Raw genomic sequence first — 21,665 nt, 5'->3', positions numbered from 1 at the left:
ACCGCGGGTTCCGTCGACGACGGCAAGTCCACCCTGGTGGGCCGCCTGCTGCACGACTCCAAGTCGGTCCTGGAGGACCAGCTGGAGGCCGTGGAGCGGGTTTCGCAGGACCGCGGGCAGGACGCCCCCGACCTGGCGCTGCTGACCGACGGCCTGCGGGCCGAGCGGGAACAGGGCATCACCATCGACGTGGCCTACCGCTACTTCGCCACCACCCGGCGCCGGTTCATCCTCGCCGACACCCCCGGGCACGTGCAGTACACCCGCAACATGGTCACCGGCGCCTCCACCGCCGACCTCGCCGTGGTCCTCGTCGACGCCCGCAACGGCGTCATCGAGCAGACCCGCCGCCACGCCGCCGTCGCCGCCCTCCTGCGCGTCCCCCACGTCGTCCTCGCCGTCAACAAGATGGACCTCGTCGACTACCGGGAGAACGTCTTCGCCACGATCGCCGAGGAGTTCACCGCCTACGCCTCCGCGCTCGGCGTCCCGGAGATCACCGCCATCCCGATCTCCGCCCTCGCCGGCGACAACGTCGTCGAGCCCTCCGCGCACATGGACTGGTACGGCGGACCGACGGTGCTGGAGCACCTGGAGACCGTCCCGGTCAGCCATGACCTCACCGCCTGCCCGGCGCGTTTCCCCGTGCAGTACGTGATCCGCCCGCAGACCGCCGAGCACCCGGACTACCGCGGCTACGCGGGCCAGATCGCCTCCGGCGTCCTGCGCGTCGGCGAGTCCGTCACCGTCCTCCCGTCGGGGAGGACCTCGGTGATCGAGGGCATCGACGCCCTCGGTGAGCCCGTGGACATCGCCTGGTCCCCGCAGTCGGTGACCCTGCGACTGAAGGACGACATCGACATCTCGCGCGGCGACCTGATCGCGCCGAGCGCGAGCGCCCCGGCCACCACGCAGGACGTCGTCGCGACGGTCTGCCACGTGGCCGACCAGCCGCTGGCCGTGGGTGCGCGGGTGCTGCTCAAGCACACGACGCGCACGGTCAAGGCGATCGTCAAGGAGATCCCCTCGCGGCTGACCCTCGACGACCTGTCCCAGCACCCGAACCCGGGCCGGCTGGTGGCCAACGACATCGGCCGCGTCGTCGTCCGCACCGCCGAGCCGCTCGCGCTCGACGCGTACGCCGACTCGCGCCGCACCGGGTCCTTCCTGCTGATCGAACCGGCCGACGGGACCACCCTGGCGGCGGGCATGGCGGGCGAGTCCTTCGCCTCCAAGGCCGAGACCGTACCGGCGGACGAGGAAGGGTGGGACTTCTAGGTCATGCGAACCGACATCTACACCACCTTCGCGAAGGAGGGCGGCCGCGTAGGCAGCGGCGCCCTCGGCAGCGGCCAGGGAGGAGTGGCGCGATGTGCGCGATGACGTACGCGCACCGCATGCGCGCCCTCACCCCCCACGAGCCGTACCTGCCCCCGCTCCACAGACGAAGACCTGCGCCGTAGTCCCGAGACGGCGCGTCGAGAGGAAGTCCTCCCGTGCCTGCACCCCGTTCCACCGGTAAGACCCTGCGCCGCGGTCTCGCCGCCGCTGCCGCCCTGCCGCTGCTCGTCGGCCTCCTCGCCTCCTGCGGCTACGGCTCCCAGGCGCAGAAGGACGAGCCGAAGGCCACCGGCGCCTCCGCCGGCGGCAGAAAACTCTCCGCGTCCGAGGTCCGCATCGGGTACTTCCCGAACCTGACCCACGCCACCGCGCTGGTGGGCCTTCAGGAAGGCCTCATCGCCAGGGAACTGGGCGCCACCGCGATCAAGCCGCAGACCTTCAACGCCGGCCCCTCCGAGATCGAGGCCCTCAACGGCGGCTCCCTCGACATCGGCTTCATCGGCCCCTCGCCCTCCATCAACGGCTACGTCAAGGCCAAGGGATCCAACCTGCGGATCATCTCCGGCTCCGCCTCCGGCGGCGTCAAGCTCGTCGTCAACCCGGAGAAGATCAAGACGCCGGACGACCTCAAGGGCAAGAGGATCGCCACTCCCCAGAAGGGGAACACCCAGGACGTCGCGTTCCTCAACTGGATCTCCGAGAAGGGCTGGACGGTCGACCCCGAGTCCGGCAAGGGCGACGTCTCCGTCGTCCGCACCGACAACAAGGTCACCCCCGACGCCTTCAAGCAGGGCTCCATCGACGGCGCCTGGGTCCCCGAACCCACCGCCTCCAAGCTCGTCTCCGACGGCGGCACCGTCCTCCTCGACGAAACCTCCCTGTGGCCCGACAAGAAGTTCGTCATCACGAACGTCATCGTGTCCCGGAAGTTCCTCAAGGAACACCCCGACGTGGTCGAGGCCGTCCTGCGCGGCACCGTCAGGACCAACGAGTGGATCAACGCCAACCCGGACCAGGCCAAGGCCTCCGCCAACGCCAGGCTCAAGGCCGACAGCGGCAAGGAACTCGACGCCAAGATCCTCGACCCGGCCTGGCAGTCCATCCTCGTCACCGACGACCCCCTCGCCTCCACCCTCAAGACCGAGTCCGAGTGGGCCGTCAAGGCCAAACTCCTGGAAAAGCCCGACCTCACCGGCATCTACGACCTCACCCTCCTCAACAAGGTCCTCAAGGCCGCCGGCAAGCCCGAGGTCTCCGACGCCGGCCTCGCCGCCGAGTAACCCCGTAGTCCAGCAAACCCAGGAGGTGACGACCATGGCCACCACTCTCGCCAAGGCCGCCGAGGGCGCGGTTGCGGAACTGACGCACGCCGCGCGTATCGAGCACGTCTCGAAGTCCTTCTCCGGCCCGGCCGGATCGCAGCTCGTCCTGGACGACATCAGCCTCGATGTCGCCCCCGGCGAGTTCGTCACCCTTCTGGGGGCATCGGGGTGTGGCAAGTCCACCCTGCTGAACCTGGTCGCGGGTCTGGACAAGCCGTCCGCGGGGTCCATCGAGACCCCCGGCGGCCGTCCGGCGCTGATGTTCCAGGAGCACGCCCTCTTCCCCTGGCTGACGGCCGGCAAGAACATCGAGCTGGCGCTGCGGCTGCGCGGCGTCGCCAAGGCCGACCGCAAGGCGGAGGCCGAACGGCTGCTGGAGCTGGTCCGGCTCGGCGGCGCCCACGGCAAGCGGGTCCACGAGCTCTCCGGCGGCATGCGCCAGCGCGTCGCCCTCGCCCGCGCCCTCGCCCAGGACAGCCGCCTCCTGCTGATGGACGAGCCCTTCGCCGCCCTCGACGCCATCACCCGCGACGTCCTGCACGGCGAACTCACCCGCATCTGGGACGCCGCGAACACGAGCGGCTCCGCCGCGGGGGGCCTCTCCGTCCTCTTCGTCACCCACAACGTCCGCGAGGCCGTCCGCCTCGCCCAGCGCGTCGTCCTCCTCTCCTCCCGCCCCGGCCGGGTCGCCAGGGAATGGACCGTCGACATCCCGCAGCCCCGCCGCATCGAGGACGCCGACGTCGCCGAGCTGTCCCTCGAGATCACCGAACACCTGCGTGGGGAGATCCGCCGCCATGGCCACCACTGACACCACCCCCAAGGCGGCGAAGGGCGAGGACCTGGCCGGCCTGGAGGCCGGCCTCGACGCCCTCGACGCGGTCCAGACCCACCGCACCCCGGTGCGCGAGGTCCTCACCAAGAAGGTCCTGCCCCCGCTCCTGGCCGTCGGCCTGGTGCTGGTGGTCTGGCAGGTGCTCGTCTCGGCGAAGGTCACCGACGAGACCAAGCTGCCCGCGCTGTCCGCCGTGTGGAACAGCCTGTCCGACATGTGGCTGAAGGGCACCCTGCTCGACGTCATCTGGACCTCGGTCTCCCGCGGCCTGCTCGGCTTCCTCCTCGCCCTGGCCATCGGCACACCGCTCGGCCTGCTCGTGGCGCGGGTGAAGTTCGTCCGCGCCGCGATCGGCCCGATCCTCCAGGGCCTGCAGTCGCTGCCCTCGGTCGCCTGGGTGCCGCCGGCGGTGCTCTGGTTCGGCCTCGACGACGCCATGATGTACACGGTGATCCTGCTGGGTGCCGTCCCGTCCATCGCCAACGGCCTCGTCTCCGGCATCGACCAGATCCCGCCGCTGTTCCTGCGGGCCGGACGCACCCTGGGCGCCACCGGCCTGCGCGGCGCCTGGCACGTCGTCCTGCCGGCGGCCCTGCCCGGCTACGTCGCCGGCCTCAAGCAGGGCTGGGCCTTCTCCTGGCGCTCCCTGATGGCCGCCGAGATCATCGCCAGCTCCCCCGACCTCGGCCTGGGCCTGGGCCAGCTCCTGGAGAACGGCCGGAACAACATCGACCTGCCGGGTGTTTTCCTGGCGATCGTCCTGATCCTGGTCGTGGGCATCGCCATCGACCTGCTGATCTTCAGCCCGGTCGAGCGCTGGGTGCTGCGCAGCCGCGGTCTGCTGGTCAAGAACTGAGATCCGGAAATCCCATGTCCTCCCCCGCACTCCTGGTCATAGCCCACGGCAGCCGCGATCCGCGGCACGCGGCGACCGTGCACGCCCTCGTCGGGCGCGTCCGGTCGCTGCGGCCGGGGCTCCGGGTGGAGACGGCCTTCCTCGAATTCAACGGCCCGAGCGTCCCCCAGGCGCTGGCCTCCCTGTACCTGTCGGGCGTCCGCGAGGCCGTGGCCCTGCCGCTGCTCCTCACCCGGGCCTTCCACGCCAAGGCCGACATCCCGGCCGTCCTCGCGGAATCGGCGACCCGCCTGCCCGACCTCTCGGTCAGGGTCGCGGACGTCCTGGGCCCGCACCCCCTCCTGGTGGCCTCCCTGGAGCGCCGCCTCGCCGAGGCCGGCGTCGGCCTCACCCCGGCGGACCGCGCGAGGACGGGTGTCGTCCTCGCCTCCGCCGGCTCCTCGGACCCGGAGGCGATCGCAGTGATCGCTGAAATCGCGCGGGAGTGGCGGCACACCGGTTGGTGCGCCGTGCGGCCTGCGTTCGCCTCCGCCGCCCTTCCCCGCACGGAGGATGCCGTACGCGCCCTGCGCGCGGAGGGCGTCCACCGCGTGGCGGTGGCCCCGTACGTCATCGCCCCGGGCTTCCTCCCGGACCGCATCACGGGGGGCGCCCGCTCGGCGGACGCGGACGCGGTGGCGGCCGTTCTGGGCGCGACCCCGGAACTGGCCCGCCTCCTCCTCCACCGCTACGACGAGTCCGCCGCGGCCCACCCCGCCCGCCCGGCCCTGACGGCCTAGCACTCCGGCGGCCGGCACGGGTCGGGTGGACGGGGGGACGTCCTAGCCTCGGCGTTCGGCCTCGTCGGCGAGGGCGGTCAGGTCCGTGATGGACATGGTGCCCGGGGGCAGTGATTCACGGGCGAAGATGTTCGCCGCGTGGCGCAGGACGTCGTTGACCGGGGTGGGGACCGCGTGGAGGCGTCCCAGGAGGGTGATCTCACCGTTCAGGTAGTCGGCCTCGACGGAGCCCGTGCCGCGGGCCAGGCTCTGCCAGGAGGAGCCGCCGCGGACGCCCGCCGGCTGGTCGACCTTGCCGTCGCGGGCCGCCGACTGCTCGGCGTCCGAGGCGTAGGCGATGCCCGCCGCGTCGAAGGCGGCCCTGGCCTCGCGGACGGCGCGCAGCAGCAGGGCCGCCTTGGCCGGGTCGGGTTCGGGGCCGGTGGTCGCCTGGATGGCGTTGCCCAGGTTGCCGAGGAGCTTGGCGTACTTCCAGCGCATCACGTCCTCGACGACGGGCGCCTCGAAGCCGGCCTGGTCCAGGTCGGCGGCGACCGCGCGGATCCGTTCGTCGGCCCCGCCGGCGGCGCGGCCGAGGTGGAGGATGCCGGTCAGCGGGGTGCAGAGCGCCGAGACCACGCCCGGTTCCAGGAAGGTGGCGGGGAGCCAGACGCAGACCCCGTAGACGCGCGAGAAGCGGCGCAGGGCCAGGCGCTCGCTCTCCACGCCGTTCTGCGCGCACAACAGCGGCAGCCGCTGGGCGGCCGTGCCGCCGCCGGCGACCTCGGCCGCGCCCCACGTGTCGAGGGCGGCGACGGCGTCCTGGGTCTTCACGGTCAGCAGCAGGACGTCGTCGGGGCGCAGTGCGCCGAGGTCGGCCGGTTCGACGGCCACGGGGAGGCGGTGGACGCGCTCCCCGTAGGCGGTGGTGAGCCGCAGGCCGTTCGTCCGCAGCGCCTCGGCGTGCGCGCCGCGCGCGACGAGGACGACCTCCCGGCCGGTCTCCGCGAGCCGTCCCCCGATGGTCGCGCCGATCGCTCCGGCGCCGATGATGATGTACCGCATGTCCAGAGCCTGGCACACGGTGCGCGCCGCAGGCCCACCGGGCCGTGCTGAAGAACGAGTTGCCGCGGGCGGGGCGTCCCAGTGCGCCGGCCGCGGCCGCCTCCAGGGCACGCTCGTCCTGCGGGTCCCGCAGGGCTAGGCTTCCTCGTCCGCCGTGAGCTCGACGAGTTTGGCGACCGTGTTCCAGTTGCGGGTGGTCGCGTCGATGCCCTTGAGGAGGGCCGGCCGGTGGAGGGCGGCGCCCAGTTCCGAGGTGCCCAGGCCGCCCGGGGCGTAGAGGTAGAGGACGCGGTCGCCGAGGCGGTAGTCCTCGGGGTGGTAGGCGGCCGGGTCGAGCGCCGCGAAGCGTTCCGGGCGGGGCTGCTCCGAGAGGAAGGTGGCGTGCAGCTGCCTGCCCTCCAGTCCGGCGGCGGGGAAGGGGCAGGCCTCGGCGACGGCGCGCAGGTAGGCGCCGTCGACCACCAGGCACTTCACCGGGAAGCCGAAGCGGACCTCGACGGCCGCCTCCAGTTCCCGGGCGAGGGCGGCGGGGTCCTGGACCGCACTGCTGAAGACGGCGTTGCCGCTCTGCAGGTACGTCCGCACGTCGCCGTGGCCGAGTTCCTCCAGGACGGAGCGGAGTTCCGCCATCGGGACCTTCTTCTTCCCGCCGACGTTGATGCCGCGCAGCAGGGCCGCGTACTTCTTCCCGGGGGCCGGTCGCTTCGTCATGGCCGCACCCTAACCCCCTGCGGGAGGGCGGCCTCGATGAGGTCGGCGGCCCGCCGGGTGCCGCCCTCGGCGGCCATCTGCGTGCGGATCTCCTCGGCGCGCTCGGCGACCCGGGGGTCGGCGAGCAGTCCGAGGACGGCTTCCCGCAGGGTGGCGGCGTCGGCCTCGCCCATCGGGACGTGCCGGGCCACCCCGAGCGAGGCCAGCATGTCGGCGTTGCCGAACTGGTCGACGGCCTGGGGGACCGCGACCATCGGGGTCCCGGTGGCCAGGCCCTCCTGGCTGCCGCCCGCGCCGGCGTGGGTGATGAAGGCGTCGGCCTGGCGGAGGATGTCCAGCTGGGGAACCCATCGGTGGACCTCGACGTTGGCGGGGACCTCCCCGAGGTCGGCCTCGTCGGTGAACTTGCCGATCTGCAGGACGACGTGCCAGTCGGGCAGGCCCCCGAAGGCCTCGATGCAGGCGCGGTAGAAGGCGGGCTGCTTGGTGAAGGTGGACCCGAGCGAGACCAGCAGGACCTTCCTGCCCTCGGCGGACGCCGGCCGCTCCCAGGTGCCCTGGGTGGCGCTGCGGTCGCCCTGGCAGGCCCCGACGAAGGTGTAGACGGACTCGTCGACGCGGTCGGCGTACGGCTGGAGGGCGCGCGGGATCAGCACGATGCTGCGGCGCGGCCGGCCGACGAAGCGGTCCGCGTCCTCGTCGATGCCGTTCTCGTCGAGCCAGGCGCGGAAGCGGGCGTAGTACGCCCTGCCGCGCTCGCTCGCGCGGAGTTCGGCGGTCATCGGGGCGGCCACCTCCTCCTCGTACCCCTCCCAGGCCACCAGGTTCGGGGAGAGGGAGATGGCGGGGACCCCCCAGCGGTGGGCGAGGACGCCGGCCGGGTAGGAGGTGATGTCGTGGAGGACGAGGTCGGGTTCGTCGCCCTCGAAGGCGGCCGCGAGCTGCGGGAGCGCCTGGACGGCGTCGGTCAGGAAGGGCTCGATGTTGTCGATGAGCTCGGTGCCCCAGGCCTCCGGCTCGTCCTCGGTGGGCAGGACGGACGTCCAGACCACCGGCGTGGCACCGGTCTCGGCGACCTTCCCGGCGAAGGAGGCGGGGATCGCGTAGCTGACGCGGTGCCCCCGGGCGACGAGCTCCCGGATCACCTCGATGCTCGGGTTCACGTGCCCGGGGGCGGCGATGGAGAACATGGCGATGTGGGCGGGCTTGGCTGAGGTCATGGGAGCGACCTTAACGAGACGAGACGTCTCGTACAAAACGAATACACCCTTCGCGGCGGTCATGCGCCGAAAACCTCCCTTCCCCTCCCACCAGGTGTTTCCCCGCCGGAGGATGCGAGACTGGGCGGATCCGCGATCACCGGCACGACCACCACGAACCCCCGGCGAAGGACGAGACGAACGCATGGACGAGGCACGGGCCAGGGACGTACTGACGCAGGCGGGTCTCACGGCACCGGCCGAGCTGCTCGCCTTCGGCGAGAACGCCGTCTTCGCCCTCGGGGACCTGGTCGTCAAGGTCGGCCGGGAGGCGGGTCTGCTGGAGCGGGCCGAACGGGAGCTGGCGGTCTCCGGATGGCTCGCCGCCGCCGGGATCCCCGCGGTCCGCGCAGCGGAACCCGGGCCGCGGCTGGTGGCCGGGCACCCGGTGACCCTGTGGCACCGGCTCCCCCGGGCGGTCCGCCCGGCCGGCCCGGAGGACCTCGCCGCGCTCCTGCGACCGCTGCACGCTCTGCCCGCCCCGCCCTTCGCCCTGCCCGCCCGGGACCTCCTCGGCGGGGTCGAACGCTGGCTGCGGCTGGCCGGGGAGGCCGTCGACCCGGAGGACGCGGCCTACCTGCGGGCCCGCCGCGACGCCTTCGCCGGCGAGGCGGCCGCCCTCACCCCGCACCTGCCCCCGGGCCCGATCCACGGCGACGCCCTGCCCCGCAACGTCCACGTGGGCCCGGGCGGGCCGGTCCTGGTCGACCTGGAGACCGTCTCGGCCGACCTGCGCGAGCACGACCTGGTGGTGATGGCCCTCTCCCGCGACCGCTACGGACTGCCCGCCGCCGACTACGAGGCCTTCACCGCCGCCTACGGCTGGGACGTGCGCGCGTGGGAGGGCTGCGCGCTGCTGCGCGGCGCCCGCGAGACGGCCAGCTGCGCCTGGGTCGCCCAGCACGCCCCGGCCAACCCCAAGGCGCTGGCCGAGTTCCGCCGCCGCGTGGCCTCCCTGCGCGACGGAGACCCGGAAGTGCGCTGGTACCCGTTCTAGTGGACCTGAAGCTGCACCTCACCGTGCACGAGGTCCGGCGCGGCGGGGAGTTCCTCCGGGTCGTCCGCCCGGCCCGGGCGCCGGAGCGCGCCGAGCTCTTCGACGACGCCTGGTGGCTGAACGCGTACGTCGACCGGGACGCGGCCCTGCTCATGGCCGGGCTGTGGACCCTGGCGGCCGGCTCGCCGCGCTCGCTGGTCCACCTGCCCCTGCGGGGCCCCGCCCCGCCCGCGGGCTCCGGCCGGCTGGACCTCGTCCTGCTGCACCACTCCCTGCACGTGGCCCCCTCCCACTGGAAGGGTCTGCGGGGCCGGCTCTCCCCGGGCCGCCCGCGGACCGTGGACCTGAGGCTCGACGAGCCCGGCGAGGAGGACCACGCGTCCCTGCACCACGCGGAGAACCGGGACCGGTTCCACCAGGCCGTCCACGCCGAGACGCTGTTCATGACGGGCAGCGCCAGGACCTTCCGGCAGGGCGCCGCCGTCTTCCTCGACGTGGCCCGCAACGGCCCGGAGCACACCGTCGCCCACCCGGACCGCCCCTACCGGCACCGGCACTACTGCCGCAACGTGCTCTGCGACGCCCGGTTCCGCGACATCCACGTCGAATACCGCGAACCGCCGGCGCCCGAGGCGGATCCCGCCCGCGCCTGAGGCCAGCACCCACCCCCCGGGCCGTGCCCGGTTCAGGCCGTGACCGGCACCCGCATCGGCCACGCCGTGTCGATCACCGCGTCCGGGCTGCCCTGCCCCCGCAGGTACGCCTGGAAGTCGCGGGCCCACCGGGCGTGCCAGCCGCCCTGGCGGTCGTGCAGCTCGGCCGGGCTGAGCGCGGCCACCCGCGGGTGCCGGACGGCTATCGCCCGCGCCACCTGGACCGCCGCCAGCGCATCGGCCCCCGCGTCGTGCGCCGCTTCGAGGGTGACCCCGTACACCCCGCAGACCGCCTCCAGCGTCCGCTTGCCGCGCCGGTAGCGGTCCACGGCCCGGTCTATCGTCAGCGGGTCCACCACCGGCCCCGTCTCGGCCCCGCCCAGCCGGTCGGCGAGCGAGGGCAGGCCGTACCGGGCGAGCTCCGCCGTCAGCAGGGTGAGGTCGAAGGCGGCGTTGTACGCGACCACCACCGCGCCGTCGCGCCAGTGACCGACCAGCGCCGTCGCGACCTCGTCCGCCACCTCCCGCGCCGGACGGCCCTCCGCGACGGCCCGCTCCGTGCTGATCCCGTGGATCGCCGCCGCCTCCTGCGGGATCGGCGTCCCCGGATCCGCGAGCCAGCCCCGCCGCCCGCACACCTCCCCGGCCCGCACCTCGACCACCGCGGCCGTCACGATCCGGGACTCCGCCGGCTCCGTGCCCGTCGTCTCCAGGTCGAACCCGACCAGCACTCCCCCGTGCCACGCCTCCATGACGCGCCCCTCCCCCGTTTTCCGGTCAACGCGTTTCAGCCTGCCACGGGGCACTGACACCGGACGCGACCGCCCCCCGGGGCCCGGGGGTCAGGACACCGGACGCGAGTCCTCCCACACCGACTCGAACTCCTCGCGGTAGGTCTGGAAGAGCCCGTGGTCCGCGTCCTTCGGCACCCCCCGGCCGCCGCCGCGCAGCACCAGCACCGGGGCCTCCATGCCGCGGGCCCGGCGCAGGTACGACTGGACCACCGCGATGCCCGGGGACTGCCCCTCCACCAGGTAGGCGGTGAAACGCGGGGTCTCGTCGAAGACGTGGATGTCGAAGCGCGAGGGGTCCGTGAGCCCCGCCCGCACCCGGCGCACGTGCAGGATGTTCATCTCCACCGACCGGCTGAGCTCGCCCTTGCGCAGCCCCAGCTCCCGCTCGCGCCGCTTGACCGCGCTGCTCGCCGGGTTCAGGAACAGCAGCCGCACCCGGCAGCCCGCCTCCGACAGCCGCACCAGTCGGCGGCCCGAGAAGTTCTGCACCAGCAGGTTGAGGCCTATGCCGATCGCGTCGAGCCGCCGCGCGCCCCCGAACAGGTCCTCCGCCGGCAGCTGCCGCTGGAGCCGCACCCGGTCCGGGTGGACCGAGATGACGTCCGCGTACCGGTCCCCGACGAGGTCCTCGACCGCGTCGATCGGCAGCCGGTCCGCCGACGGGCTGCCCGAGCCCGCGCCCAGCACCTCGAGCAGCCGCGCCGACGCGCGCTCCGCCTGCTCCAGCACGGCCCGCGACAGCGCCCGGTTGCGCGAGACCACGTTCCGCGTGACCTCCAGCTCGTCGAGCGCCAGCTCGATCTCGCGCCGGTCGTCGAAGTACGGTTCGAAGCAGGGCCAGTGCTGGACCATCAGCTCCCGCAGCTGCGGCAGCGTCAGGAAGCTCAGCACGTTGTCGTCGGCCGGGTCGAGGAGGTAGCCCTTGCGCCGGCTGACCTCGCGGACCGCCACCGCCCGCTGCACCCACTCCTGCCCGGCGGGGCCCGCGGCCGCCACCACCCAGTCGTCCCCGCCGTGCACGGGCTCGTAGACCGGCCGCAGCACCGCGCCGACCACCGACCGCAGCCGCTGCTCGATGAGGTTCAGCCAGATGTACGCACGGCCCGCGCGCTGGGCCCGCGTACGGACCTCGCTCCACGCGTCCGCGCTCCAGTCCAACTCCGCCCCGGCCGCCGGCTGGGCCAGCGACACCGCCGCCCCGGCCGCCACCGCCCCCGGCACACCTCCTGGGGCGTCCGCCGGACCGCCCTCGTGGCCGCTGTCACCAGGGGGCAGCTCCAGACCTCCCGAGCTCACTCGTGCACCGCCTTCTGCGTCCGGACGCCCGTCTCCAGTGATCACGGAAGGGTACTCCGCGCGCGCGGCCCGATGCAGCCCGAAGCCGTCCGGGGTGACGCTGCGCACCCCGGTCCGGCTGTCCGTCGGACCATTATGTGATGCCCGGACGGTCCGTCGATCCGCATATCAGCTCTCCGGTTCACCCGGCAGGAGCATTCCAAGTCCACGCGTGCGGAGACTCTTTCGGGGAAGATTCGGCAGAGGCGCGATCCGCGCCGGATCGACCCGGACCAGGATGGAAAGAGACGTTGTCTATGCAGGTCTGGCCGGGACAGGCGTATCCGCTGGGTGCCACCTACGACGGCGCCGGCACCAACTTCGCCGTCTACTCCGAGGTCGCGCGCCGCATCGAGCTGTGCCTGCTGCACGACGACGGTTCCGAGACCGCCGTCGAGCTGCGCGAGACGGACGCCTTCGTGCGGCACGCCTACCTCCCCGGGGTGATGCCCGGCCAGCGGTACGGGTTCCGGGTGCACGGCCCGTACGAACCCGAACGGGGCCTGCGCTGCAACGCGGCGAAGCTGCTCCTGGACCCGTACGCGCGGGCCATCAGCGGGCGGGTCAACTGGGGCGAGGAGGTCTACGGCTACCACTTCGGCCGGCCCGACTCCCGCAACGACCTGGACTCGGCCCCGCACACCATGAGTTCCGTCGTGGTGAACCCGTACTTCGACTGGGCCAACGACCGGCCGCCGCGCCACGAGTACCACCACACGGTGCTCTACGAGGCCCACGTCAAGGGACTGACCATGCTCCACCCGGACCTCCCGGATGAGCTGCGCGGCACCTACGGGGCGCTCGCCCACCCGGCGGTCATCAACCACCTGGTGAAACTCGGGGTGACGGCGCTGGAGCTGATGCCCGTGCACCAGTACGTCAACGACCACCGGCTGGCCAACGACGGGCTCAGCAACTACTGGGGCTACAACACCATCGGCTTCTTCGCCCCGCACAACGGATACGCCTCGGGCGACCGGGGCCAGCAGGTGCTGGAGTTCAAGTCGGCGGTGCGGGCGCTGCACGAGGCCGGCATCGAGGTGATCCTCGACGTGGTCTACAACCACACCGCCGAGGGCAACCACCTGGGCCCGACCCTGTCGTTCCGGGGGCTGGACAACGCCTCGTACTACCGGCTCGCGGAGGACCCCCGGCACTACACGGACACCACCGGGACCGGGAACTCGCTGCTGATGCGGTCCCCGCACGTGCTCCAGCTGATCATGGACTCGCTGCGCTACTGGGTGACCGAGATGCACGTGGACGGCTTCCGTTTCGACCTCGCGGCCACCCTGGCCCGGCAGTTCCACGAGGTCGACCGGCTGTCGTCCTTCTTCGACCTGGTGCAGCAGGACCCGGTGGTCAGCCAGGTGAAGCTGATCGCGGAGCCCTGGGACCTGGGCGAGGGCGGCTACCAGGTGGGCAACTTCCCGCCGCTGTGGACCGAGTGGAACGGCAAGTACCGCGACACCGTACGGGACCTGTGGCGCGGGCAGCCGCGGACGCTCGCGGAGTTCGCGGGACGGCTGACGGGGTCCTCGGACCTCTACCAGGACGACGGGCGCCGCCCGCTGGCCTCCATCAACTTCACCACCTGCCACGACGGTTTCACCCTGCACGACCTGGTCTCGTACGACGAGAAGCACAACGAGGCCAACCGGGAGGGCAACCGGGACGGCGAGACCCACAACCGGTCCTGGAACTGCGGCGTCGAGGGCCCGACCGAGGACCCGGAGGTCCAGGACCTGCGCGAGCGCCAGATGCGCAACTTCACCGCCACCCTGATGCTGTCGCAGGGTGTGCCGATGCTCAGCCACGGCGACGAGTTCGCCCGCTCGCAGGGCGGCAACAACAACGCCTACTGCCAGGACAACGAGCTGTCCTGGGTGAAGTGGCCCGAGCCGGGCAAACCCGCGCCCTCGCTGCTGGAGTTCACCCGGCGGATGGTGTGGCTGCGGCGCGACCACCCGGTGTTCCGCCGCCGCAGGTTCTTCCACGGCCGGCCGGTGGAGGGCACCCACGACGAGCTCTCCGACATCGCCTGGTTCACCCCGCAGGGCGAGGAGATGCGGGCCCGGGACTGGCAGGCGCAGCACGCGCGGGCGCTGACGGTGTTCCTCAACGGCGAGGCGATCTCCGAGCCGGGCTCGCGCGGGGAGCGGATCACCGACGACTCGTTCCTGCTGATGTTCAACGCCGGCCCCGACCCGCAGGAGTTCACCATCCCCTCCGGGCACGGCGCGCGGTGGCGGCTCGTCGTGGACACCGCCCGGCCGGAGGTGCTGCCACCCGGCACCGGGCCGCAGTACGCGGCCGGGGACCGGGTGGCGCTGACGGGCCGGTGCCTGGCGGTGCTTCAGCGGCCGGCGTAGCCCGTGGCGCCGCCGGGCGCGCCCCCGAGCCCTCGGCGGCGCCGGTGCGCGGGGCCGGGACGAACGCCTTGACGGGTTCCGCGGCGGAGGCGCCGGAGGCCCGGGGCCGGGCCGACGGCACGCGGGTGACCAGCGCGACGGCCAGGCACAGCGCGGCCGCCGCCACGGCCACGGCGAAGGCCCGGCGGACCCCTACGACTCGGCGAGCCGTCCGGAAACGGCCAGCGCGACCGCCTGCCCGGCCACCAGCGAACTGGCCGCGAAGGCCATCGACCGCGAGGGCCCCGGCGACGAGGGCGGCGGTGGCCACGGCGTTGACCGCCGCAGCGACGAGGACGACGGGCCGCTGCCCGTGGCGGTCGGCGAGCCGCCCCAGGACGGGCCCGCAGACCACCTGGCCCGCGGAGAGGGTGCCGCCGACGATGCCGGCGGCGGCGAGGGAGCCGCTGGTCGCGGACACCAGCAGGACGCTCCCGAACTGGGACGTCGCGACGGGCAGGCGGGCGAGGAACGAGACGAGCGGGAGGAGGGGCCCGGTCAGGGCGATGACGTTTCGGTAGGTGCTGAGGGCTGAAACCACTTGATTGACCCTAACGCGGCGCAGTCACCCGGATGCATGGGGTAATGGCACGGAATGGCGCGGGCTGGGTACGTACGTTCTCATGAGCCTGCGGTATTCAATCAGCCAATCGGAATCCGACGTTCAAACGCCCGTCGTTCCCGCGTCGACGTACCGTCTCCAGCTGACGCCCGCGTTCCCCTTCGCGGCGGCCGAGGCAGCCGTACCGTACCTCGCCTCCCTCGGCGTGTCACACCTCCACCTGTCCCCCGTACTGGAGGCGGTGCCGGGTTCGGCCCACGGGTACGACGTCACCGACCACGGGCGGGTGCGGGAGGAACTCGGCGGCGAGCGGGGCCTGCGCGCGCTGGCGGCGGCGGCCCGGGAGCGGGGGCTCGCCCTGGTGCTCGACATCGTGCCGAACCACATGGCGGTCCCGTCGCCGCTGCGGCTGAACCGGCCTCTGTGGGAGGTGCTGCGGGAGGGGCCCCGGTCGCCGTACGCGCGGTGGTTCGACATCGACTGGGAGGCGGGGGGCGGGCAGGTCCTGCTGCCGGTGCTCGCGGAGCCGGACGAGCCCTTCGGGGTGGACGCCGCCGCCGGCCTGCTGCGCTGCGGGGAGAGGGAGTTCCCGCTGCGCGCCGGGACGTCCGGGCTGCCGCTGCCCGAACTGCTGGCCGCCCAGTGGTACCGGCCCGCATGGTGGCGCGAGGCCCGGACCTCCCTCAACTACCGCCGCTTCTTCACCATTTCGGATCTGATCGGGGTACGGGTGGAGGACCCCGCCGTCTTCGCCGCCACCCACGCCAAGGTGCTGGAGCTGGTCCGGGACGGCGTGGCGGCGGGCCTGCGGATCGACCACGTCGACGGACTGGCCGACCCCGAGGAGTACCTGCGGCGCCTGCGGACGGCCGCGGGGGCCGACTGCTGGGTGGTCGTCGAGAAGATCCTGGCCCGCGGCGAACGGCTGCCGCCGGCCTGGCCGGTGGCGGGCACCACGGGCTACGACGCGCTGCACCGGGTGGACGGGGTGTTCACGGACACCGCCGGAGCGTCCCGGCTGGCACGCGCGTACGCGGAGTCGACGGGCACACCCCCCTGGGAGGAGACGGCCTCGTCGGCCGCCCGGGAGGTGCTGACCGGCGACCTGGCCGCCGAACTCGGCACGCTGGAGCGCCGGGCGGGGCGGGACCTCGCCCCGGGAGTACGGGAGTTGCTGATCGCCTCTCCGGTGTACCGGGACTACCCGGGCGGCCCGGGACCGGACGCGCGGACCCTGGAGCGCGCCGCCGCACGGGCCGGGACGGCCGCGGTGGACGGCGTACGGGACCTGCTGCTGCGGGACCCGGCCTTCGCCGCCCGCTTCGCCCAGACCTCGGCGGCCCTGCGCGCCAAGTCCCTGGAGGACCGCGCCTTCTACCGCTGGGCCCCGCTGCTGTCCGCGACGGAGGTCGGCGGCGAACCGGGGTCCCCGGCGGTGTCGGCCGCGGAGTTCCACGCGTACTGCGCGGAGCGCGAGCGGGACTGGCCCGCCTCGGGCACGGTCCTGTCCACCCACGACACCAAGCGCAGCGCCGACGTCCGGGCCCGCATCGCGGCGCTGTCGCAGGCACCGGGGGCGATGGACGGGGCCGCATGCGGCGGGGCCGACCCGCAGCTGGCCTGGGTGGCCCGGCAGAGCGCGCTGGGGCTGGGCGACGTCCCCGAGCGGCGCCCCCGGCTGGCGGCGGCCCTGGTCAAGGCCGCCCGGGAGGCGGGGCTGCGCACCTCCTGGACCGACCCCGACGAGGCGTACGAGGCCGGCATCGCGGACCTCGTCCCCCGGGACCCGGTGGAGCTGCCGCCGTCCCTGGCGGAGGCGGCCCGGGCCAACATGCTGGGCATGACCCTGCTGCACCTGGCGATGCCGGGGGTGCCGGAGGTCTACCAGGGCTCCGAGTACGAGTTCCGTGCCCTGGTGGACCCGGACAACCGCCGCCCGGCCGCCTTCCCCCGGGAGGCCCTGGCCGCCCTGGACGCGGGCAGCGCCCCGCGGACCCTCGCGGAGGAGAAGCTCGCCCTGACGGCCGCCCTGCTGCGCCTGCGGCGCGCCCGGCCGGCCGTGTTCAGGGGCTACGCCCCCCTGACGGCGCACGGCCCGGCGTCCGACCACTGCCTGGCCTTCACCCGCCCGGGCGGGCTGGTGGCGGTGGCCACCCGCCTCTCCCACCGCCTGGCGGAGGCGGGCGGCTGGCGCGACTCCGTCCTCCCCCTCCCGCCCGGCCCGTGGCTCCCGGCCCACGGCCCCGCCCCGTCGGCTCCGTACGAGGGGGAGGTCCTGCTGACGCGGCTCCTGGCGACGGGCCCGGTGGCAGCCCTGGTCCGGGCGGGGTAGGGAGCCGCTCGCCGGCCGCTCCCCGCCCGGGCGGTACGGCGCCGGGGGCTCCGTACGGCACCGGCACAGAGATTCGGATGCAGTAGGCGGGGGTGTGGCGGGCATGGCATGGGGGTGAGCCTCCTCCGTGACATGTGCTACCCCGCCCCGCACGAACTCGCCCTGGCCGCCCGCGCGCTGGCGGGGGAACACCCCGCGCGGATGCGGCTGCGCCAGGTCGGGCAGTCGCGGGGCGGGCGGCCGCTGTGGGTGCTCTCCGTCGGCGGGCGGGGTGGGGGCGAGGTGCTGGTCGTCGCCGGGGCGCACGCCAACGAGCCCGTCGGCGGGGCGACCGCGCTGGAGCTCGCGCGGCGGGTGGCCGGGGCCCCGGGGGACGGTCCGGGGTGGCACTTCCTGCTGTGTGCCGACCCGGACGGCGCCGGGCTGCACCGCACCCCGTGCCCGGATTCGCTGCTGGACTACCACCGGCACTTCTACCGTCCGCCGGGCCCCGAGCAGCCCGAGTGGGCGCCGGCGCTGCTGCCCCCGGACCGGCTCCCGCCCGAGACCCTCGCCCTGACCGGGCTCATCGACGAGCTGCGTCCGGTCCTCCAGGTCTCCCTGCACGGCACGGACCTGGGCGGCTCGTGGGTGCAGCTCACCCGGGACCTGCCCGGGCTCGCCGAGCCCTTCCGGAAGTCGGCCGCCGAGCTGCGGATCCCGGTGGAGACCGGGGCGTCCGACGCCGCCGGCTGGGCGTCCCCCGGCCCCGGCGTCTTCGTGATGCCCAGCGGGGGCGTGATGGGGTCCCACTCCGAGGACACCCGGCTCAGCACCTGGTGCCACCGCGGGACCACCACCGCGATCGTCGAGGTGCCCATGTGGGCCTCCGACCTGGTGGCCGATCCCGCCCCGCACCCGGACCCGCGGGGCGCGCTGCGGGCGCTGGCCGGGCGGCTGGCCGGGGAGGCGGCGCGGGTGGCCGAGCTGCGCGAGGGGGTCGGGGCGGCGGACCCGGACTCCGCCGCGCTGCTGCGGGCGGTGGACTGGACGCTCCGGCTCATCCCGCAGGTCACCGCCGCCTGGACGGGGTCCGGGGCGGCCACCGGGACGACCACGGCCGCCCTGGCCAGTCTCGACGCCTTCGCGCGACGCCTGACGCTGCGCGCCGCCGCGATGCTGCTGCGGGCGGTACGGGCCCAGGGGCATCCGGCCGGGCCGGGCCTCGACCGGATGGTGACGGGGTGGTGCGAGGAGTTCTCGGCCCGCTTCCGGGCCCGGCCGGTGCCGGTGGCCACGCAGGTGGAGCACCAGTGCCGGACGGTCCTCGCCCTCCACCGGTGTCTTCAGACGGGCCAGGCGTAACGGCGCTTGGCCTGGCCGGTGGCCCCCAAGCGGTCGTAGAAGCGGATCGCGCCCTCGTTCCAGTCCGGGGTCTGCCATTCGACGTGGCCGAGCCGAGCTCGCGGGCGAGTCCGGCCACGCCCGCCATCAGGGCGGCGCCCAGTCCGTGGCCGCGGGCCTCCTCCGCCAGGTAGAGGCAGTCCATGTGGAGGTAGGGGGCGGCGGCCCAGAAGGCGAACTCCTCCGAACAGGCGGCGTACCCCGCCACCGCGCCGTCGGGGGTCTCGGCGAGCAGCACCCGGAGACGGGAGCCCTCGGCGAACAGCGGCGGCCCGAGCCGGTCGGCCAGGCCCGCGGGCCTGGGCGTCGACTTCTCGTAGGCGATGTGCTCGTGGATGAGCTCGGTGAGGCGGGGGAGGTCCTCGGGCCGTGCGGGGCGGATGCGCGCGTCGCGAACGCGGTCGCAATCGCTGTCGTGGTCGCGATCGCTGTCGTGGTCGCGATCGCTGTCGTGGTCGCGATCGCTGTCGTGGTCCATGGGAGGACATCCTGCCGTCGGCCGCCGCGTCCCGCGCGGGCCGGCCGCCCGGTCCGTCAGTCCGCCGACAGGCGGAAGGACATCTGCCCGAACCCCACCTGGTCCCCCGCCCGCACCACGGCCACCCCCGTGACCCGACGCCCGTTGACGGTGGTGCCGTTGGTGGAGCCGAGGTCCTTGAGCAGCCACACCCCGTCCCGCAGGCCCAGCTCCGCGTGCGCCCGCGAGACCGTGTCGTGGCTGAGCCGCAGCCCGTTGCCCGGGTCGCGGCCGATCCGCAGCGGGCCTGCCGCCGGATGCGGGAGCAGCAGCTTCGGCAGGCGTTCGGTCTGCCAGGCCCGCCGGACCCCCGCCGAGACGGCCGAGGCCCGCCCCACCCAGCCGAACAGACGGCGGGTCCAAGGGGTTTCGGCGCCGAACGGCCCCTCGCGGGTCTGGAGGTCGGCCAGCAGCACCGCCAGGTCCTCGGAGCGGCGGGCGACCAGTGCGAGTTCCATGCGGCGCAGGAAGGTGTCGTGCGACAGCCTCCCGAGGGCCGCGCCCTCCCTGAGCTGGCCCAGCGCCCGGTCCCGTTCCGCGTCGGACACGCGCGGGACGGGGTAGGCGGGGAACTCGAAACTCGACGTCACAGGGTGATTGTCGGCCCGTCGGGTGCGGAGTGTCCAGAACTCCCCCGGCCGTCCCGGAATGATGGGCACGATATGCAGGCCGGAGGACGCCGCCCGCTGCGACCGGGAGGGCCGGGCCCGGCGCGCTCCGGGCCGCGGCGACCGGAACACGGCCGAAGACGACGACCGAGACCGAGGGGACCGTCCGTGCAGTTCGAGGTGTGGGCACCGCTGACAGGCCGGGTCGCCATGCGACTGGGCGACACCGACCACGAGATGACGCCCGATCCGGCCCCCGGCCGCTCGGGCTGGTGGACGGCCGAGGCCCCGGCCGCCGACGGCGACCGGTACGGGTTCCGGCTCGGCGACGATCCGACGGTCCGCCCGGACCCGCGCGGCCGGCGGCTGCCGGACGGCACGGAGGGCCTCTCCGCCGTGGTCGACTTCGAACCGCTCACCCCCCGCACCGCGCCCCCGCACGTCCCGCTCCAGGACGCGGTGCTGTACGAGCTGCACATCGGCACCTTCACCCCGGAGGGCACCTTCGACGCCGCGGCCGACCGCCTCGGGCACCTGGCCTCGCTGGGCGTGACGCACGTGGAGCTGATGCCGGTCTGTCCCTTCCCGGGCCAACACGGCTGGGGCTACGACGGGGTGGCCCCCTGGGCGGTGCACGAGCCGTACGGGGGTCCGGCGGGGCTGGCCCGGTTCGTGGAGGCGGCGCACACGGCGGGCCTGGGGGTCGTACTGGACGTGGTCCACAACCACCTGGGCCCCTCCGGCAACCACCTCCCCGCCTTCGGCCCGTACTTCACCGACTCCCACCACACCCCGTGGGGCGCGGCGGTGAACCTGGACGCGCCCGGTTCCGACGAGGTGCGGGCTTACCTGATCGGGAGCGCCCTGGCCTGGCTGCGGGACTACCGGGTCGACGGGCTGCGGCTGGACGCCGTGCACGCGCTGGCCGACGGGCGGGCGCTGTCCTTCCTGGAGGAGCTCTCGGCGGCCGTGGACGCGCTCGCCGCGGAGTCGGCGCGCCCGCTGTTCCTGATCGCCGAGTCCGACGCGTGCGACCCGCGCCTTACCACGCCCCGCACGAGCGGCGGCCTCGGCCTGCACGCGCAGTGGAACGACGACTTCCACCACGCCCTGCACACGGCGCTGACCGGTGAATCCCAGGGCTACTACGCCGACTTCGCCGCGGCCTCGCTGGGCGCCCTGGCCAAGACCCTGACCCGGGCGTTCTTCCACGACGGGACCTGGTCCTCCTTCCGCGGGCGCTCCCACGGCCGGCCGGTGGACCGCCGCCACACCTCCGCGCACCGCTTCCTGGGTTACGCGCAGACCCACGACCAGGTCGGCAACCGGGCGCTGGGCGACCGGCTGTCGGCGTCGCTCTCCCCCGGGCTGCTGGCCTGCGCGGCGACGCTGGTACTGACGGGACCGTTCGTGCCGATGCTGTTCATGGGCGAGGAGTGGGGTGCGGGGACGCCCTGGCAGTACTTCACCGACCATCCCGATCCGGAGCTGGCGGAGGCCGTCCGCAGCGGCCGGCGCCGGGAGTTCGCGGCGCACGGCTGGAGGGCGGAGCAGGTCCCGGACCCGCAGGACCCGGCCACGCGGGAGCGGTCCTGTCTGGACTGGGCCGAGCCGGAACGGGAGTCGCACGCCTGGCTGCTGGAGTGGTACCGGACGCTCGTGCGGCTGCGCCGCTCGCAGCCGGACCTGCGCGACCCGGACCTGGCGGCGGTCCGGGTCGCCTTCGACGAGGAGCGGCGGTGGCTGACGTTCCGCCGGGGTGACGTGCGGGTGGTCGTCAACCTGGGGACGGAGTCGGTGACGGTCGCGCTGGGCCGCAACGGGGTGCGGGTGCTGGCCTCGTGGGAGCCGGTGGAGCACCCGGGCGCGGACGGGCGCATCCACGTGCCGGGCGAGTCGGCGGTGGTGCTGGGTCCGTAGCGCGGC

Annotated in this window: 17 protein-coding genes and 1 pseudogene; 11 read left to right on the top strand and 7 right to left on the bottom strand. The window is 74.1% G+C overall.

Translation table 11 applies throughout. From position 1 onward, the window contains the following. From ACFY15_RS20835 to ACFY15_RS20815, 5 genes are all read left to right on the top strand, one after another. Nucleotides 1-1,278, top strand: a 1,278-nt coding sequence (locus tag ACFY15_RS20835) for a sulfate adenylyltransferase subunit 1 (protein WP_390825898.1), incomplete at its 5' end; no start/stop codon positions are given. A gap of 218 nt (nt 1,279-1,496) precedes the next feature. Next, entirely contained in the window at nt 1,497-2,621 is a 1,125-nt protein-coding gene (locus ACFY15_RS20830) for an aliphatic sulfonate ABC transporter substrate-binding protein (protein WP_390825897.1), read from the top strand. A gap of 34 nt (nt 2,622-2,655) precedes the next feature. Beyond that, complete coding sequence (locus tag ACFY15_RS20825) at nt 2,656-3,474, top strand: ABC transporter ATP-binding protein (RefSeq protein WP_390825896.1); 819 nt, start codon at nt 2,656-2,658, stop codon at nt 3,472-3,474. Next, nucleotides 3,461-4,354 (top strand): ABC transporter permease, encoded by an 894-nt coding sequence (locus ACFY15_RS20820; protein WP_390688756.1) that lies wholly within the window; start codon nt 3,461-3,463, stop codon nt 4,352-4,354. The genes ACFY15_RS20825 and ACFY15_RS20820 overlap by 14 nt, the downstream gene beginning before the upstream one ends. A gap of 14 nt (nt 4,355-4,368) precedes the next feature. After that, on the top strand, nt 4,369-5,133 hold the full coding sequence (locus ACFY15_RS20815) for a sirohydrochlorin chelatase (protein ID WP_390688757.1): 765 nt from the start codon (nt 4,369-4,371) through the stop codon (nt 5,131-5,133). 42 nt (nt 5,134-5,175) lie between these two features. Here the strand turns inward: ACFY15_RS20815 and ACFY15_RS20810 are convergent, their stop codons facing one another. The 3 genes from ACFY15_RS20810 to mgt form a co-directional block, all read right to left on the bottom strand. Then, nucleotides 5,176-6,177, bottom strand: coding sequence for a ketopantoate reductase family protein (locus ACFY15_RS20810; protein WP_390688758.1), 1,002 nt, complete (start codon nt 6,175-6,177; stop codon nt 5,176-5,178). A 135-nt stretch (nt 6,178-6,312) separates the two neighbouring features. Then, a complete protein-coding gene (locus tag ACFY15_RS20805) occupies nt 6,313-6,888 on the bottom strand; it encodes a DUF1697 domain-containing protein (RefSeq protein WP_390825895.1) in 576 nt (191 codons plus the stop codon). Then, complete coding sequence (mgt, locus tag ACFY15_RS20800) at nt 6,885-8,108, bottom strand: macrolide-inactivating glycosyltransferase (protein WP_390688760.1); 1,224 nt, start codon at nt 8,106-8,108, stop codon at nt 6,885-6,887. Before mgt ends, ACFY15_RS20805 begins: the two co-directional genes overlap by 4 nt. 184 nt (nt 8,109-8,292) lie before the next feature. Here mgt and ACFY15_RS20795 point away from each other — a divergent pair, with 184 nt between their 5' ends. Beyond that, nucleotides 8,293-9,144, top strand: coding sequence for a phosphotransferase enzyme family protein (locus tag ACFY15_RS20795; RefSeq protein ID WP_390688761.1), 852 nt, complete (start codon nt 8,293-8,295; stop codon nt 9,142-9,144). Further along, nucleotides 9,144-9,797, top strand: coding sequence for a hypothetical protein (locus ACFY15_RS20790; RefSeq protein ID WP_390688762.1), 654 nt, complete (start codon nt 9,144-9,146; stop codon nt 9,795-9,797). The genes ACFY15_RS20795 and ACFY15_RS20790 overlap by 1 nt, the downstream gene beginning before the upstream one ends. Before the next feature lie 32 nt (nt 9,798-9,829). Here the strand turns inward: ACFY15_RS20790 and ACFY15_RS20785 are convergent, their stop codons facing one another. After that, nucleotides 9,830-10,549, bottom strand: coding sequence for a 3'-5' exonuclease (locus tag ACFY15_RS20785; RefSeq protein WP_390825894.1), 720 nt, complete (start codon nt 10,547-10,549; stop codon nt 9,830-9,832). 90 nt (nt 10,550-10,639) lie between these two features. Further along, nucleotides 10,640-11,887: an SAV2148 family HEPN domain-containing protein gene (locus ACFY15_RS20780; RefSeq protein ID WP_390688764.1), complete on the bottom strand. Its 1,248-nt coding sequence runs from the start codon at nt 11,885-11,887 to the stop codon at nt 10,640-10,642. Between the two features lie 296 nt (nt 11,888-12,183). Here ACFY15_RS20780 and glgX point away from each other — a divergent pair, with 296 nt between their 5' ends. The 3 genes from glgX (at nt 12,184) to ACFY15_RS20765 (ending at nt 18,575) form a co-directional block, all read left to right on the top strand. After that, a complete protein-coding gene (glgX, locus tag ACFY15_RS20775) occupies nt 12,184-14,298 on the top strand; it encodes a glycogen debranching protein GlgX (RefSeq protein ID WP_390688765.1) in 2,115 nt (704 codons plus the stop codon). A gap of 662 nt (nt 14,299-14,960) precedes the next feature. Further along, a complete protein-coding gene (gene treY, locus ACFY15_RS20770) occupies nt 14,961-17,231 on the top strand; it encodes a malto-oligosyltrehalose synthase (protein WP_390688766.1) in 2,271 nt (756 codons plus the stop codon). Nucleotides 17,232-17,345: 114 nt separating this feature from the next. Next, on the top strand, nt 17,346-18,575 hold the full coding sequence (locus ACFY15_RS20765) for a M14 family zinc carboxypeptidase (protein ID WP_390688767.1): 1,230 nt from the start codon (nt 17,346-17,348) through the stop codon (nt 18,573-18,575). 151 nt (nt 18,576-18,726) lie between these two features. On the opposite strand, the pseudogene ACFY15_RS20760 reads toward ACFY15_RS20765, so the two are convergent. Together ACFY15_RS20760 and ACFY15_RS20755 are read right to left on the bottom strand one after the other, a co-directional pair. Then, nucleotides 18,727-19,092: pseudogene (locus ACFY15_RS20760) on the bottom strand (GNAT family N-acetyltransferase); the annotation flags it as partial. 56 nt (nt 19,093-19,148) lie between these two features. Beyond that, the gene (locus ACFY15_RS20755) at nt 19,149-19,721 is read right to left on the bottom strand and encodes an FHA domain-containing protein (protein WP_390688768.1); all 573 of its coding nucleotides are present in this window, start codon (nt 19,719-19,721) and stop codon (nt 19,149-19,151) included. A gap of 186 nt (nt 19,722-19,907) precedes the next feature. On the opposite strand from ACFY15_RS20755, the gene treZ reads away from it, so the two are divergent. Continuing rightward, nucleotides 19,908-21,659: a malto-oligosyltrehalose trehalohydrolase gene (treZ, locus tag ACFY15_RS20750; RefSeq protein ID WP_390688769.1), complete on the top strand. Its 1,752-nt coding sequence runs from the start codon at nt 19,908-19,910 to the stop codon at nt 21,657-21,659. Nucleotides 21,660-21,665: the final 6 nt, after the last annotated feature.

The organism is Streptomyces sp. NPDC001373 (genome assembly GCF_042895815.1).
Taxonomy (GTDB): domain Bacteria; phylum Actinomycetota; class Actinomycetes; order Streptomycetales; family Streptomycetaceae; genus Streptomyces.
This window is presented reverse-complemented; position numbering and strand designations above follow the sequence as displayed.

Bases quoted from the DNA above. Each gene is read 5' to 3' on its own strand.
- glgX (WP_390688765.1), top strand. From the start codon at position 12,184: ATGCAGGTCTGGCCGGGACAGGCGTATCCGCTGGGTGCCACCTACGAC.
- ACFY15_RS20820 (WP_390688756.1), top strand. From the start codon at position 3,461: ATGGCCACCACTGACACCACCCCCAAGGCGGCGAAGGGCGAGGACCTG.
- ACFY15_RS20825 (WP_390825896.1), top strand. From the start codon at position 2,656: ATGGCCACCACTCTCGCCAAGGCCGCCGAGGGCGCGGTTGCGGAACTG.
- treY (WP_390688766.1), top strand. From the start codon at position 14,961: ATGAGCCTGCGGTATTCAATCAGCCAATCGGAATCCGACGTTCAAACG.
- ACFY15_RS20810 (WP_390688758.1), bottom strand. From the start codon at position 6,177: ATGCGGTACATCATCATCGGCGCCGGAGCGATCGGCGCGACCATCGGG.
- mgt (WP_390688760.1), bottom strand. From the start codon at position 8,108: ATGACCTCAGCCAAGCCCGCCCACATCGCCATGTTCTCCATCGCCGCC.
- ACFY15_RS20815 (WP_390688757.1), top strand. From the start codon at position 4,369: ATGTCCTCCCCCGCACTCCTGGTCATAGCCCACGGCAGCCGCGATCCG.
- ACFY15_RS20805 (WP_390825895.1), bottom strand. From the start codon at position 6,888: ATGACGAAGCGACCGGCCCCCGGGAAGAAGTACGCGGCCCTGCTGCGC.
- ACFY15_RS20795 (WP_390688761.1), top strand. From the start codon at position 8,293: ATGGACGAGGCACGGGCCAGGGACGTACTGACGCAGGCGGGTCTCACG.
- ACFY15_RS20785 (WP_390825894.1), bottom strand. From the start codon at position 10,549: ATGGAGGCGTGGCACGGGGGAGTGCTGGTCGGGTTCGACCTGGAGACG.